The 16,105-nt window shown below is 41.8% G+C and carries 15 protein-coding genes and 1 tRNA gene; 10 read left to right on the forward strand and 6 right to left on the reverse strand.

The genetic code is table 11. The features are described from left to right. Positions 1 to 352: 352 nt before the first annotated feature. Positions 353 to 424, reverse strand: a tRNA-Arg gene (locus ABJH64_RS09425). A gap of 150 nt (positions 425 to 574) precedes the next feature. Between ABJH64_RS09425 and ABJH64_RS09430 the strand changes: the two genes are divergently transcribed. Genes ABJH64_RS09430 through rplS form a run of 4 tightly spaced genes read left to right on the forward strand, consistent with a single transcriptional unit; the run spans position 575 to position 2,846 of the window. Beyond that, positions 575 to 1,168: a 30S ribosomal protein S16 gene (locus ABJH64_RS09430; RefSeq protein ID WP_348274669.1), complete on the forward strand. Its 594-nt coding sequence runs from the start codon at positions 575 to 577 to the stop codon at positions 1,166 to 1,168. Between the two features lie 11 nt (positions 1,169 to 1,179). After that, a complete protein-coding gene (gene rimM / locus ABJH64_RS09435; protein ID WP_348274668.1) occupies positions 1,180 to 1,710 on the forward strand; it encodes a ribosome maturation factor RimM in 531 nt (176 codons plus the stop codon). Positions 1,711 to 1,713: 3 nt separating this feature from the next. Further along, positions 1,714 to 2,430, forward strand: coding sequence for a tRNA (guanosine(37)-N1)-methyltransferase TrmD (gene trmD, locus ABJH64_RS09440; protein WP_348274667.1), 717 nt, complete (start codon positions 1,714 to 1,716; stop codon positions 2,428 to 2,430). 50 nt (positions 2,431 to 2,480) lie between these two features. After that, a complete protein-coding gene (rplS, locus tag ABJH64_RS09445; RefSeq protein WP_348274666.1) occupies positions 2,481 to 2,846 on the forward strand; it encodes a 50S ribosomal protein L19 in 366 nt (121 codons plus the stop codon). A 782-nt stretch (positions 2,847 to 3,628) separates the two neighbouring features. Here the strand turns inward: rplS and ABJH64_RS09450 are convergent. Next, the gene (locus ABJH64_RS09450; protein ID WP_348274664.1) at positions 3,629 to 4,684 is read right to left on the reverse strand and encodes an aminotransferase class V-fold PLP-dependent enzyme; all 1,056 of its coding nucleotides are present in this window, start codon (positions 4,682 to 4,684) and stop codon (positions 3,629 to 3,631) included. A gap of 11 nt (positions 4,685 to 4,695) precedes the next feature. Next, positions 4,696 to 5,109 (reverse strand): type II 3-dehydroquinate dehydratase, encoded by a 414-nt coding sequence (aroQ, locus tag ABJH64_RS09455; protein ID WP_348274663.1) that lies wholly within the window; start codon positions 5,107 to 5,109, stop codon positions 4,696 to 4,698. Between the two features lie 131 nt (positions 5,110 to 5,240). Here aroQ and xerD point away from each other — a divergent pair, with 131 nt between their 5' ends. The 3 genes from xerD to ABJH64_RS09470 all read left to right on the forward strand — a co-directional run bounded on the left by xerD (position 5,241) and on the right by ABJH64_RS09470 (position 7,745). Further along, complete coding sequence (xerD, locus tag ABJH64_RS09460) at positions 5,241 to 6,146, forward strand: site-specific tyrosine recombinase XerD (RefSeq protein WP_348274662.1); 906 nt, start codon at positions 5,241 to 5,243, stop codon at positions 6,144 to 6,146. 60 nt (positions 6,147 to 6,206) lie between these two features. Then, positions 6,207 to 6,779 carry a redoxin domain-containing protein gene (locus ABJH64_RS09465; protein WP_348274661.1) on the forward strand — a complete coding sequence of 191 codons (573 nt, stop codon included), beginning with the start codon at positions 6,207 to 6,209 and terminating at the stop codon, positions 6,777 to 6,779. A gap of 324 nt (positions 6,780 to 7,103) precedes the next feature. Next, complete coding sequence (locus tag ABJH64_RS09470) at positions 7,104 to 7,745, forward strand: hypothetical protein (RefSeq protein ID WP_348274660.1); 642 nt, start codon at positions 7,104 to 7,106, stop codon at positions 7,743 to 7,745. A gap of 37 nt (positions 7,746 to 7,782) precedes the next feature. Here the strand turns inward: ABJH64_RS09470 and ABJH64_RS09475 are convergent, their stop codons facing one another. Further along, positions 7,783 to 9,351: a phage tail sheath C-terminal domain-containing protein gene (locus tag ABJH64_RS09475; RefSeq protein ID WP_348274659.1), complete on the reverse strand. Its 1,569-nt coding sequence runs from the start codon at positions 9,349 to 9,351 to the stop codon at positions 7,783 to 7,785. Positions 9,352 to 9,796: 445 nt separating this feature from the next. On the opposite strand from ABJH64_RS09475, the gene ABJH64_RS09480 reads away from it, so the two are divergent. Then, the gene (locus ABJH64_RS09480; protein WP_348335459.1) at positions 9,797 to 10,669 is read left to right on the forward strand and encodes a glycoside hydrolase family 16 protein; all 873 of its coding nucleotides are present in this window, start codon (positions 9,797 to 9,799) and stop codon (positions 10,667 to 10,669) included. A 152-nt stretch (positions 10,670 to 10,821) separates the two neighbouring features. Then, positions 10,822 to 12,093 carry an alpha/beta fold hydrolase gene (locus ABJH64_RS09485; RefSeq protein ID WP_348274657.1) on the forward strand — a complete coding sequence of 424 codons (1,272 nt, stop codon included), beginning with the start codon at positions 10,822 to 10,824 and terminating at the stop codon, positions 12,091 to 12,093. A 100-nt stretch (positions 12,094 to 12,193) separates the two neighbouring features. Here the strand turns inward: ABJH64_RS09485 and ABJH64_RS09490 are convergent, their stop codons facing one another. Together ABJH64_RS09490 and ABJH64_RS09495 are read right to left on the reverse strand one after the other, a co-directional pair. After that, entirely contained in the window at positions 12,194 to 13,270 is a 1,077-nt protein-coding gene (locus ABJH64_RS09490; protein ID WP_348274656.1) for a BamA/TamA family outer membrane protein, read from the reverse strand. A gap of 227 nt (positions 13,271 to 13,497) precedes the next feature. Further along, entirely contained in the window at positions 13,498 to 13,995 is a 498-nt protein-coding gene (locus tag ABJH64_RS09495) for a hypothetical protein (RefSeq protein ID WP_348274655.1), read from the reverse strand. 433 nt (positions 13,996 to 14,428) lie between these two features. Between ABJH64_RS09495 and ABJH64_RS09500 the strand changes: the two genes are divergently transcribed. Beyond that, on the forward strand, positions 14,429 to 15,988 hold the full coding sequence (locus tag ABJH64_RS09500) for an SDR family oxidoreductase (protein ID WP_348274654.1): 1,560 nt from the start codon (positions 14,429 to 14,431) through the stop codon (positions 15,986 to 15,988). Positions 15,989 to 16,105: the final 117 nt, after the last annotated feature.

Raw genomic sequence — 16,105 nt, forward strand, 5'->3', positions numbered from 1 at the left:
TCTGCTCATATATGCGGATCTCCCTTTTAATACGCGGCATCTGACTTTTCATTTTTGTAGTCAAATCTTCAATCTCCTGAGTAAGCTTATCTTTTGCCGTACTCCTATTTCAATAACACTAAATTTTAGAATATGATTATCTCCAATGATGGTAGTCCCCTTAGATTCCTTGCTTATCCGGTCGGATGACCGAAGACCGATGTGGCCTTAGTTATAAATTTTAGCCTATCCTAGCTTGCTTAACCTCTTGCAGTAGGAGCTATGCGGATAATCAGACCTCCTTATATCAGGAGAAACTGTTGTTTGAGACCAATGCAAAAAAAAGTAGCCTTGTTCTCTTTATCCTCCGAAGTAGCCCCGCTAAGAATCGAACTTAGATCTAGCGTTTAGGAAACGCTTGTTCTATCCATTGAACTACGGGGCCTGAGAAAATTGTCTCGCAAGATATAAGAAAAGCCCGCTTTCAGGCAAATATTCCTTAGCCAACTTATGGCTTTACAAGTATTTACCCTATATTTGCACTCCAAAATTAGGATGGACGGGTTCCATCCACTCACTAAATACATTATAATTTATGTCAGTAAAAATCAGATTAGCACGAAGAGGTAGAAGAAAAATGGCTATCTACGACGTGGTTGTAGCTGATGCAAGAGCTCCACGTGATGGACGCTTCATCGAAAAGATCGGGTCTTATAACCCAAACACAAACCCTGCTTCTATCAACATCAACAATGAGCGCGCTCTTAAATGGTTGTTGAACGGAGCTCAGCCAACAGACACTGTGAAAGCTATGCTTTCTTACAGAGGTGTGATGCTGAAAAAACACCTTCAGATTGGTGTATTGAAAGGTGCAATCACGCAAGAAGTAGCTGATGCTAAATTCGAAGCATGGTTGAGCGAGAAAGACACAAAAATTGCTGGTAAGACAGAAGGTATCACTGCTGCTAAAGCTGATGCTCGTAAGAAAGCGATGGATGCTGAAACTGCTAAGAACCAAGCGAGACTTGATGCGATCAAAGCAAGAGAAGACGAGCAAAAAGCTCTTCTAGCTGCAGCTGAAGCTGCTAACAATCCTACTCCTGCTCAGGAAGCCGAAGCTTCTACTGAAGAAGCTCCTGCAGCTGAAGCGCCAGAGGCTACAGAAGGCGAAGACGAAGCAAAAGCTTAATATAAATCCCCATGAATAAGGACCAAAGCTTCCAGTTAGGCTACGTGTCTAAAGTTCATGGACTTCGTGGAGAAGTAATGATAGTGTTGGATGTCGATTATCCAGAGGATTATGAGACATTGACGCACTTATTCATAGAGCAAAAATCCCGGCTAGTGCCGTTTTTCCTGGAGCACTTTGTACTCCAACCTGGGAATAAAGCACTAGCGAAGTTTGAGGATTTGAACTCGATAGATCAGGTAGAAGATTTAGTTGGATTGGGAGTATTTCTTCCCTTGACAGCACTGCCGGAACTGAAAGATGATCAATATTTCTTCCATGAGTTGATTGGATTCGAGGTTTTTGACGAAGCCAAGGGTTTGATCGGACCTATTCAGATCATCTATGATCTGGAGACACAGAATCTCCTCGGGGTTACTCATCAGGAAAAAGAAGTTCTCATACCCATGCAGGACGGAATTATCCAAAAGGTGGACAAGGCAGCTAGAAAAGTTTACTGCCAATTACCCGAAGGTTTACTTGAAATTTATCTGGAAGATTAACCCATGCACATTGATATCATCACTGTAGTTCCAGGATTATTAGAAGGGCCTTTTGCACACTCAATTCTGAAAAGAGCGGAGGACAAAGGACTTGCTAATGTTCGCCTGATCAATCTACGTGATTACTCAACAAGCAAGCAAAAGCAGGTCGATGACTACGCTTTTGGAGGGGGAGCCGGGATGGTGATGTCCATTGAGCCTATCGCTCGATGTATAGAAGCACTTCAGAAGGAGCGCACGTACGATGAGATCATCTACATGACACCTGATGGAGCTCGATTTGATCAACCAATGGCAAATGCACTTTCGCTCAATCAAAACCTCTTGATCCTGTGTGGTCATTACAAAGGAGTCGATGAGCGAGTAAGAGAGCGATTCATCACCAAGGAAATCAGCATAGGTGACTATGTGCTTTCCGGAGGAGAATTAGCAGCAGCTGTAGTAGCTGATGCGCTGATTCGATTGATTCCGGGCGTGTTGAATGATGAGACCTCTGCATTGACGGATTCTTTCCAGGATGGACTGCTTGCACCGCCGGTATATACACGTCCCGCTGAATATCAGGGGATGAAAGTACCAGCAGTTTTGCTATCAGGTCATGAAGCCAAGATAAACGAATGGAGATTTGAAGCATCGGTTCGCCGAACCCAAGAAAGAAGACCTGACTTGCTAGCCAAGAAGGACACTGGGGTAAGCGATGCAGAATCGTATAAGAAATAAATAAATAAGCCACGCGTTGGCAAACAGCGAAAGCATAAAAACATAAAGCTATGAGCGATCTAATGAAAATAGTAGAAGCGGAATACAGCGAAGCAAGAGCTAAATTCCCTTCATTCAAAGCTGGAGACACCATCAACGTACACGTACGTATCAAAGAAGGTGCTAAGGAGCGTATCCAGCAGTTCCAAGGAACTGTGATCCAGCGTAGAAACCCGAACTCTAACGGTGAGACTTTCACTGTAAGAAAAATATCTAATGGTATCGGTGTAGAAAGAATCTTCCCTATCATCTCTCCAGCTATCGAGCAAATCGACCTATTGAGACAAGGTAAAGTGAGAAGAGCTCGTCTATTCTACCTAAGAGGACGTCAGGGTAAAGCTGCACGTATCAAGGAAAAAATCAGAGTGAAAAAGTAAGATTTCACCAGTCTGAAATCAAAAAGGAACCTAGTAATGGGTTCCTTTTTTTTATCACTTTGAAGCTGGATTTAGAACTAAGGTCTATAAAAATTTAGCACTGTCTGATCAGTCTTATAAAATGGTAGCCTTCGCTTAACTACTTTTAGAACTTAGGTACTTAGCAGCATCGATCGAAAGTTTCAAACAACTCATTCAAAGCATTTAAAAAGCCACCGTATTCCTAAGGATACTTAAACTCCTGAGCCAAAATAACACCTGCCAAATACAAAACATATCGGATTAGGAGGTCAACAATAGCTGGGGATTTTTGGTAAATGAGAACTGCACATAAGCTAGTTTAAGTACTGCCTTGGCTACCACAAGCGCAACAATTACAACTTTGGAAAGCTCGACAAACTCAAACTTATAGTCGCGAAGAAGTATGATCTTAATGATCATAAAATCGCCAATCCAGGAGAAAAAATAAAGTTAGGTCAGAGGCACCGACTTCAATTCCGCTGGTATTTTATCTTTTATACTCATTGCGTTGGAATGAGTGGGTGTGTGATAATTGATTTATATTTTGACTTACATGGATTATCCGCAATAATTCCAGTCACCTTATATTCCTTGCTTATCTGGTTGGAAGACCGATGACCGAAGATCGAAGCGACCTCAATTCTTAAGTTTAACAGTTGCTACATTGCTTATTCCACCTTAGTGGTATAAAAGCGGATAATCATAATGACTAATTTATCCTTAAAATATAGTGCGCTATTAGCAGCACAAAAGCTTAACGGCTAATACCTCCCCAAAAAACCAATTAACTTATCCATCTCTGTATTCGTGATCGCAGGGAAGTTAGCGATTCGGAAGCTAGTCGGCTTATGTGGGCCATATCCAGATCCTAACTGCATTCCTTCCTTTTCCGCATCTTTTTTCACAGAAGCGATTAGCTCTTCCGAGCCAGAAACCGCCAAAACTGTAGTGCTTCTTGTCTCTGAATTGTCAACCAACATTCGTAAAGATTTACTCTGAGCCACTGCAGTTTCTAGCTTCAGCATGCGCTCATGGAGATTTGCATCTATGTGCTGAATCTCTTCCAGATCTTTTAAAACTCTGTTAAGCAGATAAATCCCCAAAACATTTGGAGTATAGTGTGTCTGATAACTTGCAGCATTTTCTAGGATAAAGCTTAAAGAATTGTAGCGTCCATTTTCCCCTTTGCTTTGGCACTTTTCTATGGCTTTGGGAGAAAGAATAAGAATGCCCAAACCTGCCGGGAGTCCGAAGCACTTTTGTACAGAAGCGTACCAAATATCTGCTAAGCTGAAGTCCAATTCGATTCCTGCCATAGAGGAAGTCGTATCCACTGCGATCATTTTCTCAGGATATTTTTCCTTGATTGCTTCGATCACAGACATTGGAACTTGGGTCGCATTGGCTGTTTCATTTTGCGTCAGCGCGATCACATCGAAGTCCTCAGAAATCTTCAAGTCTGCAACATCGACTACCTGGTTTGCTTCAATTTTCAAACCGTCAGTCGCAGGATTGATATGCTTTGCGAAGCCTATCCACTTTTTCCCAAAAGACCCGGAATAGATATGAAAACTCGCCTGCTGCACGATGGACTGAGTGATAATCTCCCAGTTCTCCGTAGCGCTGGATGTGAATAGCAACTTGTAATCATCCGGCATGTGCAGCTTCTCGCGCATCAATTGCTCAGTTTCCTGATACAAAGACATGAAGGCATTGCTGCGATGGTTGGCGCTGAGAATGCCAGCATTGTAGGCATCTTGCAAATAGGTAGGAAGGGCATCGTAAACCTTAGATGGCCCGGGCGCAAAGGTAAGCATAGGTAGATAGGTTATTGAAAGTAAAGAATTCCAAGCGCGTAGCCTTTCAGGCCAAGGCCGGAGATCATGCCGACGCAGGATTTGGAAATAATGCTTTTGTGACGAAATTCTTCTCGCTTGTAAATATTCGAAATATGAACTTCCAGTGTCGGAGTTGTCACACTGGCAATAGCATCTGAGATAGCTACCGAAGTGTGAGTATAACCTCCTGCATTGAGCAGAATGGCATCAAAAGAAAACCCAACTTCGTGAATTTTATTGATCAACTCCCCTTCCACATTGCTTTGAAAATAGTGAAGTTCTACATCTGGAAACGCCTTTTTCATCCCTTCGAAATATTCTTCGAAAGAAGTGCTTCCATAGACTTCAGGCTCTCTTTTTCCCAGTAAATTGAGATTTGGGCCATTAATGATCATTATTTTCAAAACAAAATTCGGTTTGATGATTACTGGTTCAAAGTTAATCGGATTCAGATTAGAAAGTTAAAACCTTTCGACATTTGAACCTTCCAATTTTCCAACCTAATTTTCCAATCTTCCAATTTTTAAATCTTCCAATGAATACAACCTGGCAAAACCACATTCGTCGATTCCGTCATTACCTTAAGCTGGAGCGATCGCTGAGCGAGAATTCCATAGAAGCTTATACCCGGGATGTTGAAAAACTGGCAGTTTATTCTGAGGCAAATTTCCCAGAAAAAAGCCCGTTGAGTCTGGAGTTGGAACATCTGCGGAGATTTGTGAATTCCTTAGCCCAACTTGAAATATCAGATTACACGCAAGCCAGGATCATCTCTGGAATCAAAGCATTCTATAAATACCTGATGTATGAAGATGTGATCTCGGAAGATCCAGCCCAACTTCTCGAAGCACCAAAACTTGGACGGAAACTTCCCGATACGCTAAGCTATCAGGAAATCGTACAACTTCTTGAATCAATCCCTCTTGGCGAACCCGAAGGTCATAGAAATAGAGCAATGCTGGAGATGTTGTACAGCTCTGGATTGCGAGTTTCTGAATTGACAGAGCTCAAAAAAGGACAAGTGTTCGAGGATATTGGTTTTCTGAGAGTTATCGGCAAAGGCAACAAAGAACGCTTGGTTCCCATCGGAAAGGATGCGCTAAAATACCTGAACATCTACATGGATGAAGTGCGGTTACATCAAAGCATCGCAAAGGGACACGAAGAATTTGTCTTCCTGAATCGCCGTGGCAAAAAGCTTTCTCGGGTAATGATTTTTCTGATCATCAAAAAGACAGCTGAGCAAGCCGGAATTGAAAAGAACATTTCTCCCCATACCTTTCGTCATTCCTTTGCCACGCACCTGATCGAAGGCGGTGCGGATCTTCGGGCCGTGCAGGAAATGCTGGGGCACGAGAGCATCACGACTACGGAGATTTACACGCATTTAGATCGGGATTATTTGAGGCAGGTGCTGACGGATTTTCATCCAAGGAAATGATTGTTGGTTATTGGTAGTTGGTTGTTAAAAAAATAGTTTTATAACATAATTTCATTCTTATTGAAAAATCTACTTCTACTACTCTTTGCTTTTCTAGGATCGTATTCCTTTTCCATAAGCCAGAGTTATAATTTATTTAAATCAGATGAGCTTTTAGCCTATATCGACGAATGTAGAAAATTAACAGATGGTATTGCTATAGGCTCTGAGTTTCCTGAGTTTGAATTCATAGATCTAACTGGAGATTCTCTAAAAAATGATGATTTCGAGAACAAACTGATTGTTCTGAATACTTGGTTTGTTGGCTGCACTGGTTGCAAGCAAGAAGAGGAGAATCTGAAAATGCTTACCGAAGAATTCAAAGATAGGGATGACATTATTTTCCTCAGCTTCGCGATGTCCTCACCTCAAAAGATAGAAAGATACTTTGCAAAGCGGGGTGATTTTGGATACAAAACCGCTAGCGTTGACAGAAAATGGATAAGCGAAAATTTAAAAATCGAACTATCACCTACTCATTACATCATCAAAGACGGTATTTTGGTTGAGCTAATTTCTATGTCTATTGCTTTGCCTCAACTTTTGGACTGGTACCAAAATAGAATCTTGGAATTTGCTCCTAAATCAAAATAAATCTAAACCTATGCAATTCACCTAATTTTGCCTTATGGACATTATCCTTTTCAAACTTTTCCCAAAGCTAAACAGCCTCACCAAGCGTCAGAAACTCATGTTTCGCTTACTGATGATAAGTGTGACTATGTTTCTTTTTGGAGCTTTTTTCAAAATTAATAATCAGCCAAACTCCGATTTAATCCTTGGATCAGCCATAATTATTCAGCTCATTTCAATAGTAGGATTGCTTAGCAAATGGGCGAAAAGTCGCACTATAACTGAGATATCAAATTAGTTGAGATTTCGTATCTTTTTTGCTATTATAATTTTACTTAGCTGATTTTGAAGAAACTATTACTACTCTTATTCACGCTGATAGCTTTTTCCTCCTGCTCTTCCACGAAAATCTACCCGAGGATTAAATGTCACATTTGCCTGGCGCATGAAGATGGAATTTTACTTCTACCGCTCCACTGGCAGGAAAGCTTCAGTCAGCTTACTTCTGGAGATCGCAGGTATCTGGAAGAAATGATTATAGAAATCTTCCGTGAAGAGGGTTTTACCAAGATAGCCATCTATGATCAAATGGAATATGAGCTGCTGAATGCAGGAATCAAGGATATTAATGACCCGGATCAACTTGCCCAACTTAACCTAGAGCTGGGGATATCTTATCTCATAAATCTTAGTTTGGGAGAACTAGCCTGGACAGGCAATTGGGAAAAAGTCGATCCCTCTGACTTTAATTCTCCAAGCTATTGGGATACGGATACGCAGGTCAAAAGCAGTCTTCGAATTGCAATGAAGGAGACTGCAACAGGAGAAATTATTTCCGAAAATTCCATTGACACCAGCATGGGTGGGTTTCCAATTCCCATCGGTGATGATGATACCATCGATTTGAATTCCGCTTCACTTTTTAAAGCAGTTAGAATTTCCATCCGAAAAGGCATCAAAAATATGATGAAGGACTGTGGATGCTAGTTCGATAACCACCGAAAAATTAATTCTCCAGCTTATCCTATGAGTCAGTGGACATCTGCTGCTTCAGCGTAATCACGGTGAATTCTGCAGGACGAGTGATAGCTACTCCAATCGAAATCACAAGTTTTCCATCTAGTATATCTTGAGCTGTCATCGTTTTTCCCAAGCCACACGCTACATAAAATGCTTGCTCCGACTTAGCACCAGCGAGACCTCCTTCCCGCCAGAGACTAGTCAAGAAATTGCCAATCGTAGCGCTGATGGTATTCCAAGTAGTTAAAACATTTGGCTCGAATACAATAGCTCTCATTGCCAATTTGCAAGACTGCTCTATAAAAATTACAGTTCTCCGCACTGAGATGTACTTAAATTCCTGATTGTTTCCATCCAGTGTTCGTGCTCCCCAAACTAGAATTCCTTTTCCCGGAAAAGAGCGAATCCCATTGATTGATTTGCCGGTGGTAGCATCCATAGTGAGAGGTGCTTGCTGATCGCTAGTCAGGTGAAAGGGTAATCCTATCACACCAGACAAGCTGACATTCGCGGGCGCCTTCCACACTCCATGCATCGAATCGACTGCTGTAATTAGGCCTGCGATAGCACCACTTGGCGGAAGCAAATTTGCCATATCTCGTACGCTGGTGATCAGTGCAGCATAAAGTTTACTCCTATTTTTCAGTGCAGAATTCAACTGGTTCACTGTCAGATCGGTAACTTCCTTTTCAGTGATCATGTCAAAAAATTTCGCCAAAGTCTCATCTTTTCTTCCTGGATTAATCAGTTCTGCAAGTTTTGACAGATCACCACCAAAGAGGTTGGTATAGTTTACCTCTTCTGTCGGTAGCGCTATAGTTTGCAGAAATGGAATATAAGCAGCTCCATAACTCAGCCCAATTGAACCCTTACTCTTTCTAAAGTTTTCTACTTCCTTTTCAAAACTAGCTTGACCGGGGAAACTCCCAGCCGGAACATCGAGAATGGAAATTGCTGTTTTCAACTGCTGACATTGCTTTAGCATTTCCTGGGTCAGGATTGCATTTTCCTGTAATGGCAATAATGTAGCCTCAGGAACCACGTACAAGGTTGGCTCTGTTTCTTTTTTCAGCACATGGAGGCCCTTCAGCAGATCGGTGAGTGAGACGTTTGGATTGACCAGCGGATCGCCAGCCTCAAGTGTTTTTCCGGAAGGCTTACCATAACCACCAACTGAAACAATATAAGCTTCTCCACCTCCATTTTGGTAGAACAGATATACGCTCAAATACAAATAATAAATGGTGCTGGGGTCCGGAGAAATCTTATAATGAACTTGATCAATAAATACAAAACCGCGCGTATCGTTCCTACCTTTTGACAGCCTGATAGAGAAATGAGGATGATAATTCCTCTGCATTTGTCCTGCAACTATAGGGTAGCAGAATATTTTGACAAACTCATCCCAAGAATTAACCTTAACAGGCAGATTTAAATTTGATTTGCCTCTATAATCGGTCACGGGCGTGTAGCCTACAAAAGCCGGTATAGCCGTCGCAACAGGTGCTACAGAGTTCGGAAGGGCATTTTGTTCATTGATGTAAACGCCGGGGGTTTTATACTTTGCAGCCATGATATGATTTGGATGAAAATGATACTTTTAGAAAAACAGAATATGATTATCCGCAGTGATGTCAGTATTTGAACTTCCCTTGCTCAGCCGGACTTAAGCCCCAAGACCGGTGACCGAAGTGGCCTACATTCTTAAGTTGACCAAATCCAAAAATACTTTTGGCTTTTTACTGGTGTCAAAGCGGATATACATGAAACAGAAAAAGAAAAAAGGTAAACAAGGACATTCTCAGTTACAAAGTATGATGAATCGAATGCAATAAGTTGATCCTATAAAATTGCCTTTCCAATTCTAAAATAGGGTTAATTCCAGACTATACCTTAGATCGGGCGGAAGTCTTGCTAATAAGTTTACCTTGATCTATCTTCTTCAAGTACTTGTCGCCCTGATAAAAACCATCCTCAACTTTAGGTAAATAAACCGCCTAAATTCTACCTTCCAATCTATGAAGCAATTGTTCCTAATTCTATTAATCATAACGGTTAGTTTATTTCCAAATGACTCTCAGAAGATGCACAAATCTTTTTTGGAGGACTTTTCTTTCCCTGGCTCAAAAGTTTTCCGGTACGGTTCCACAGGAATACCAACCGATTTCACCTACAAAATTGGAATCTCATCTCCCTCTGAGCCTGACACCAAGATTCTTTCTTTTAAACTCAATCCCGAAGAAGATGCAGGGCCGGGAAAAGGACCAGAAATCATCTCTAAGAAATTCACGCATTTTGGTAGCTATTCTGCTCGTCTGAAAGTACCTGATGCGCGGAAAAAGCAACCGAATGTCGGAGCTGTGGTTGGCTACTTCACATACCATGAAGATGACGAGGAAGGGCTGAGCGAAATTGATTTTGAGTGGCTCATCGCTGATCCCAAAATTATCTATGTAGGTACCTGGACTGGGAAGCCCGGCAACCTTCAGCGCATCGGTAGGATCATCAATCTGGCTGAAGGAAAGATAGTAGAGACGATCTCTAAAGTGAATTACGATGGCAAACCTACTCTATTAAAAGGCATGCAAAATATCCCCGAAAGTATTCCTGCTATAGAAAATTACGATGCTTCTTCACAGTTTTACACGTATGGATTTGACTGGAAAGCGGCTGGCTTACGCTGGTGGATGCTGCATCCTGAGACGGCTGATACCGTCGTACTGTGGGATTATCAAGGTTCGCAACTAGGAATTCCTCACCATGCTTCCAAGTACAGAATGAATTTCTGGCACACAAAAGACTGGGCTGTCGAAGGCAATCCCGAGTCACTCGAACAGCCTGAATTCCCTTTCGAACTGGAAGTGGATTGGATGAGGTATGTGAAAAAATAAAATAGGTCTCGGGCTTTGCCAATAGATAGGATCAACCAAGCGCTTATGAGATTTTACACGTCCGTTTGTTAATTTTTACAAATACCTGTGCATCAGCATTTCATAAACAGATTATTTTAGTTAACTTTTAGTTCAAACTAATTGACAGCCTTATGAAGAAGTTGCTAATACTCGGATTCCTACCTGCATTTTTATATTCAACTAGCCTTTTTGCTCAATCCAAAACCGAACTCATCTCTGTGGATGGTATTCAGATGCGAGCCAAAACCTCTGGATTGACTGAGCGAAAAGCCCATCAGCCCATCGTCATTCTGGAAGCTGGAACTGGTGAAAGTCTTGAGGTTTGGAATGCAGTTTTTGATCAAATCGCAGAATTTTCACCAGTGCTAGCTTACGATCGTGTCGGTCTTGGAAAATCCGCTGAATCTGCTAAAATACCTTCTGTGGACTCACGCGTCAAGGATCTGGAAGCACTTTTAGCAGAAATGAATATACAACCTCCGTATGTATTAGCTGGCAACAACTGGGGGAATTTATTGATCCGGGAATTTGCTGAGGATCATCCAAGTGAGGTGGAAGGAATGATCTATGTAGATCCGGTTTTGGATATAGAAAACACGGAACAACTGAGCGCATACTTGACCGAGAAGGGTTTGGATGGAGATCAACTGGCAGCAGAATACATGAGCTATCAAGCTATGAGAGCGTCCAACCGGTCTGGAAGTAGTAAAGCAGAAGCAGAACTATTTATGGGGATCTTGAACGACAACGAGCTACTTTGGTCTTCCCAGGCCGTGCCTGAGGTTACTTCCTTAGTGATCCTAGGCAGAAGGTTTAATGTCTTTCCAATGATGGGTTCTCTTTCTATGAATTCTGGCGAGTTTTTCAACTTATTGATAGAGAGCAAAATGGAATACCTAGACGAGTACAGCAGTATTCACCCTGAATATTCCGTGCTTCTTTCTTCAGGATCTATGAATTCACTGCTTTTCCAAGTGCCTACTCAACTAGCGCAATCAGTTCGCCAAGTGCTTTATTCTGACCCCAATAAGAAGATCGTAAATGCGGCTCATAAGCTTAGTCCAGAAGAATTTGACGCGTTTATCACAGATTTTTATACCTATATGCCAGCCTCTTTACTTTCAGAAGAAACCATTAATATGATGGGCTATAGCCTCATGCGTTTGGATAAGTACAAGCAGGCGGTATCGCTTTTCAAGAAAAACCTGGAGAACCATCCAAATTCAGCTAATGTATATGATTCTCTCGGTGAAGGTCTATTGGCTTTGGGCAAAGTAGAGGAGGCTGTCCCACTGTTCAAAAAGGCGGTAGAAATGGGTGCAGAGCCTCAGCATCGGGACTATGCGCTTTTCAAAAAGAATTTGATAAAAGGCGAAGAAATGCTAGCGGGCATGGAAAAATAAAGGACTAGTGCTGGAAACTGAGAATAGAATTCTTCTCCCTACCTAACGCTCACTTTTATCGTTTACCGCTTACAACTTACCTAAATCGACCTATCACTTCTTAAAAAGCCTCTCCAATCCTGAAATAAATCCCCCAATCATCCTTGCCGACAGCAGCATCCAGACCGATGTTGAACTTCACAGTTTTGAAAGCTCTATACCGATAGCCAACCCCAACTCCCGGATACATTTTCCAGTTGAAAGACTCTGTATCCGAACCGTAGATCGTGGCAAGTCCGGCGAAACCGACCACACCCATTTTTTCGCCGAAATTGTAGCGGTATTCTCCTTGCAAAGCCATCTGCCCATCGCCTCTATACTTGCCTTCCGAGTAGCCTCTGATATCTTTTCCACCAAGAGTCACCTGCTGCTCAAAAGCAATGTCTCCCAATCCAAAAGTGCCTGAAAACCTAGCCGCAAATACATCTTTTCCATTTTTCATCGGAAAATAGCGATTGTATTCAGTCAGAATTTTGTTGGCAGCCACATCATTCCCAAACCATTCCGGGTAAGCGATATACCGAAGTTTACTATTCACCCCGGTCATAGGATAATACACAGCATCTCGGGTATCTAGCATCAGATTCAGCTCTATTCCATTGGTTTGGGTAGTTGATTCTGGCTGCACATCATCTTCGTATTTGGTATCGTAATTCGCATAGGTGTAGCTCAATCCGCCAAATAATTTCCCTGCAATTTTGCGCTGCACACCTACACTGATCAAAGTAGTATTCGTACCATAATCATAGAATCCGGGTTCATCAAAATCATCCATGAAAAACTGAGAATTGTGATCCCCTGTCACCCCAAACATTTTGATACGCCAAGTATCTTCTGCCAAATACCAACGATTAAAAACTGAGATAAAATAAGAACCATTGGTGGTATAAACTGCCGCCAGGCCAGAAAGAGATTTGGGAGAAATGGTATCAGCTTGGTTCAGCCTGTACATGGCCATCGGAATAGCCCCAATCATGAATTTGAGATTTCTATTGTAGCTGATGTATGGCATGACATTAAAATCAAGCTTTTTCTGCACCGTGGAATCACTCTTTACGGCTTTGTCCCTTTCTTGGCTTTGTGCCAAAGTAAGTGCGCTACAAAAAATCAAAAGGATCAAGAGTAGATTTTTTTTCATTTAAAAGTGGCGTATGATAGCCTTTTTTTAAAACATGAGTAGCTAAACATCAGATTAAATGTCAAATTGAGCTTTACCTTAAAACTTACAGTCTAGCTACCATTAAGATACAGAATGATTGGGAAAAAGCATGAATTAAGCTCCTGGTACTGTTCTCACTTGAGTTACTCTATCTTGGATGATTTATAATAAATCTGAAGACCCTTGTGCAGATTATAATCAGAAAATTAACCCGTTACAAAAACTAACGCCATTCCATAATTCCCTTTTTCACCAGCTGCAAAAATCATCTGACTAGCTGAAAGTTCTACCAGTTGCAAACTGAAAAAGTTGTTCTTGATGACTCCATTCACTTCAGATGCTTTGCTGATCGAAATAAAGACAAGTCCCTCATCCTCATAAAATTCATAAGAAGCAGTTGTAGTTTCATCTTTCGAATTGACTTTACTACAGCCAACCTCACCTGCGGTAACTTGTATTTCTTTAGAGTCTTTTTTAAAGACATAAACATCATCAATAAAACAGGCATTTCTTTCGCTGAGCACCTTCTGCTCGTAGTTATCATAAAAAGCCTGTAATTCCCATAGCTTGAAATCCTCTCCATGTAGTTTCACTAAATCCTCTGATTTGTATTTCTCCTGATAGAATGATTCCTCATCGGAAATGCATGAAAAGAGGCATAGAAGCAAGAGAATCACGAAAAATAGAGATTTGAAAATATTCATAGTTGGATTGGTGAAAATTAGAGTTGTGAGAAAACCTTCTCAAATCCCAAACCAATCTAAGACATACGCGAATCAAAACTAAAATTAAGGGTAGCTAGGCATTTAACCCCCTGATTTGTTGATACAAAAAAACCGAAGCGGCCTCAATTCTTAAGAATGATAGTTCAAATGGTACTCTTGCTTTTTTACTGATAAAATAGCGGATATACCTATGGTCAAATGATAAAAACCCGTTAGGCCAATTGAATAAATGAGCAATTTTTGTTTTATCAATTCCAAAATTCCGATAGATACTATTGATACAGCTCCATTCAACTTCATCAACGCACTGAAAAACAAACCACACTAAGTGTCGAACTACAAAGCATCTTAGTGAGTGACAGCTATTTCCATGGTATAAATCTTTACTTTTGCGCCCTCGTAGTTGACTATCATGGAAAAGGAACCAGAATCTGTAAAATCAGTGAAAATCACCGCTCAACAAATCGCTCAAGCCATAGCCGTGTTGGAAGGTTTGAATGCTGATACGGATCTGATTTTTGACATCCCAAAAGAAAGTAGGACTGCGCTACTGAAGGCTGCCGGACAGTTTTCACGTCCTAGCAAGGAAGAACTTGCTGAGCGAAAGAAAGGCGCAAAAAAAATTCACAGAAAGAAAAAAGCAGAGAAAGACAAGTCTGCCCGGAAGACCACAGGTATTCGTTCAGCTCGTGAAGCATCGATTTTCATCGCTCCTGCTAGGTTGGAATTGACAGGTAAAGAAGCTGATGAAGCTATTATTCTCGAATCCCCTCGGGAGTGTTATGTCTGCAAGGAATCCTTTGACCGGCTGCATCATTTCTACGATACCATGTGTACGAGCTGTGGGGATTTCAATTATGCCAAGCGTTTTCAGACGGCGGATCTCCATGACCAAGTAGCTTTGGTGACAGGTTCACGCTTGAAAATCGGTTACCACATCACACTAATGATGCTTAGAGCGGGCGCTACTGTGATTGCTACGACCAGATTTCCGGTGGATTCAGCGTTGCGCTTCGCAAAAGAAGCTGACTTTAATGAGTGGGGAAACAGGCTTCATATCCATGGGCTCGATCTGAGACACATTCCTAGCGTGGAGATTTTTTGCAATTACATCGAGCAAAAATACGATCGACTGGATGTCTTGATCAATAATGCGGCGCAGACGGTTCGACGTCCCTCTGGATTCTACCAGCATTTGATGGAGAATGAATCCTTAGACTGGAAGGATCTTTCTTCTGCTTCGCAAAAATTACTTTCCGATCATCATGCATGCTTGCAAGAAATCAGAGTTCTCAGCCAGGAATTTGCCGAAGGCGAAAATAAAAACCTACCGGTATCCTGGCATGGAAAGCAACTCGGTATTGGACTGACTTCATCTGCACAGCTGACCCAAATCCCTTACAGCATCGATGATTCCTTGAGTTCGGAGGAGATTTTTCCCATTGGAAAACTAGACGCTGATCTCCAACAAGTAGATCTGAGAAAGACCAATAGCTGGAGGTTAAAACTGGGAGAAATCCACACCAACGAAATGTTGGAGGTACAACTGGTGAATTCCGTGGCTCCTTTTGTGCTTTGTAATCGCCTGGTGAACATCATGAAAAAAGACAATACCGGCGCTAAACACATCATCAATGTGTCGGCAATGGAAGGCAAATTCCATCAGTTTCACAAGGAAGCCCGGCATCCACATACCAATATGGCTAAGGCCGCATTGAATATGATGACGCTGACATCTGCTGCTGAGCTACCAAAGTTTGGCATATACACCAATGCAGTGGATACAGGCTGGGTGACGGATGAAGACCCAGCAGAACTTGCGAAGCGAAAGCAGGATTTGCATGACTTCCAGCCGCCATTGGATATTGTCGATGGTGCAGCCCGAGTGATGGATCCGCTTTTTGATGGGATCAATACTGGCAAGCATTGGAATGGGAAATTCCTGAAGGATTATATGCCGACGAGCTGGTAGAAGTTTTTACCAAGCGAAAAGGCGACCTAGCGAATAGTGCTACTTTTTAGATCCCCTTGCCTTAATACCACGCAATAAAGCCTATTTGGAATAGGCTTTTCAGGCTTAAAAGGATAA

The organism is Algoriphagus sp. (assembly GCF_039969895.1).
In the GTDB taxonomy this organism is placed as follows: domain Bacteria; phylum Bacteroidota; class Bacteroidia; order Cytophagales; family Cyclobacteriaceae; genus Algoriphagus.

What these genes read in the sequence shown, in the direction of transcription:
- xerD (WP_348274662.1), top strand. Translation starts at nt 5,241, where the DNA reads ATGAATACAACCTGGCAAAACCACATTCGTCGATTCCGTCATTACCTT.
- ABJH64_RS09450 (WP_348274664.1), bottom strand. Translation starts at nt 4,684, where the DNA reads ATGCTTACCTTTGCGCCCGGGCCATCTAAGGTTTACGATGCCCTTCCT.
- rimM (WP_348274668.1), top strand. Translation starts at nt 1,180, where the DNA reads ATGAATAAGGACCAAAGCTTCCAGTTAGGCTACGTGTCTAAAGTTCAT.
- ABJH64_RS09490 (WP_348274656.1), bottom strand. Translation starts at nt 13,270, where the DNA reads ATGAAAAAAAATCTACTCTTGATCCTTTTGATTTTTTGTAGCGCACTT.
- ABJH64_RS09475 (WP_348274659.1), bottom strand. Translation starts at nt 9,351, where the DNA reads ATGGCTGCAAAGTATAAAACCCCCGGCGTTTACATCAATGAACAAAAT.
- rplS (WP_348274666.1), top strand. Translation starts at nt 2,481, where the DNA reads ATGAGCGATCTAATGAAAATAGTAGAAGCGGAATACAGCGAAGCAAGA.
- ABJH64_RS09430 (WP_348274669.1), top strand. Translation starts at nt 575, where the DNA reads ATGTCAGTAAAAATCAGATTAGCACGAAGAGGTAGAAGAAAAATGGCT.
- ABJH64_RS09485 (WP_348274657.1), top strand. Translation starts at nt 10,822, where the DNA reads ATGAAGAAGTTGCTAATACTCGGATTCCTACCTGCATTTTTATATTCA.
- ABJH64_RS09495 (WP_348274655.1), bottom strand. Translation starts at nt 13,995, where the DNA reads ATGAATATTTTCAAATCTCTATTTTTCGTGATTCTCTTGCTTCTATGC.
- ABJH64_RS09500 (WP_348274654.1), top strand. Translation starts at nt 14,429, where the DNA reads ATGGAAAAGGAACCAGAATCTGTAAAATCAGTGAAAATCACCGCTCAA.
- ABJH64_RS09480 (WP_348335459.1), top strand. Translation starts at nt 9,797, where the DNA reads ATGAAGCAATTGTTCCTAATTCTATTAATCATAACGGTTAGTTTATTT.
- trmD (WP_348274667.1), top strand. Translation starts at nt 1,714, where the DNA reads ATGCACATTGATATCATCACTGTAGTTCCAGGATTATTAGAAGGGCCT.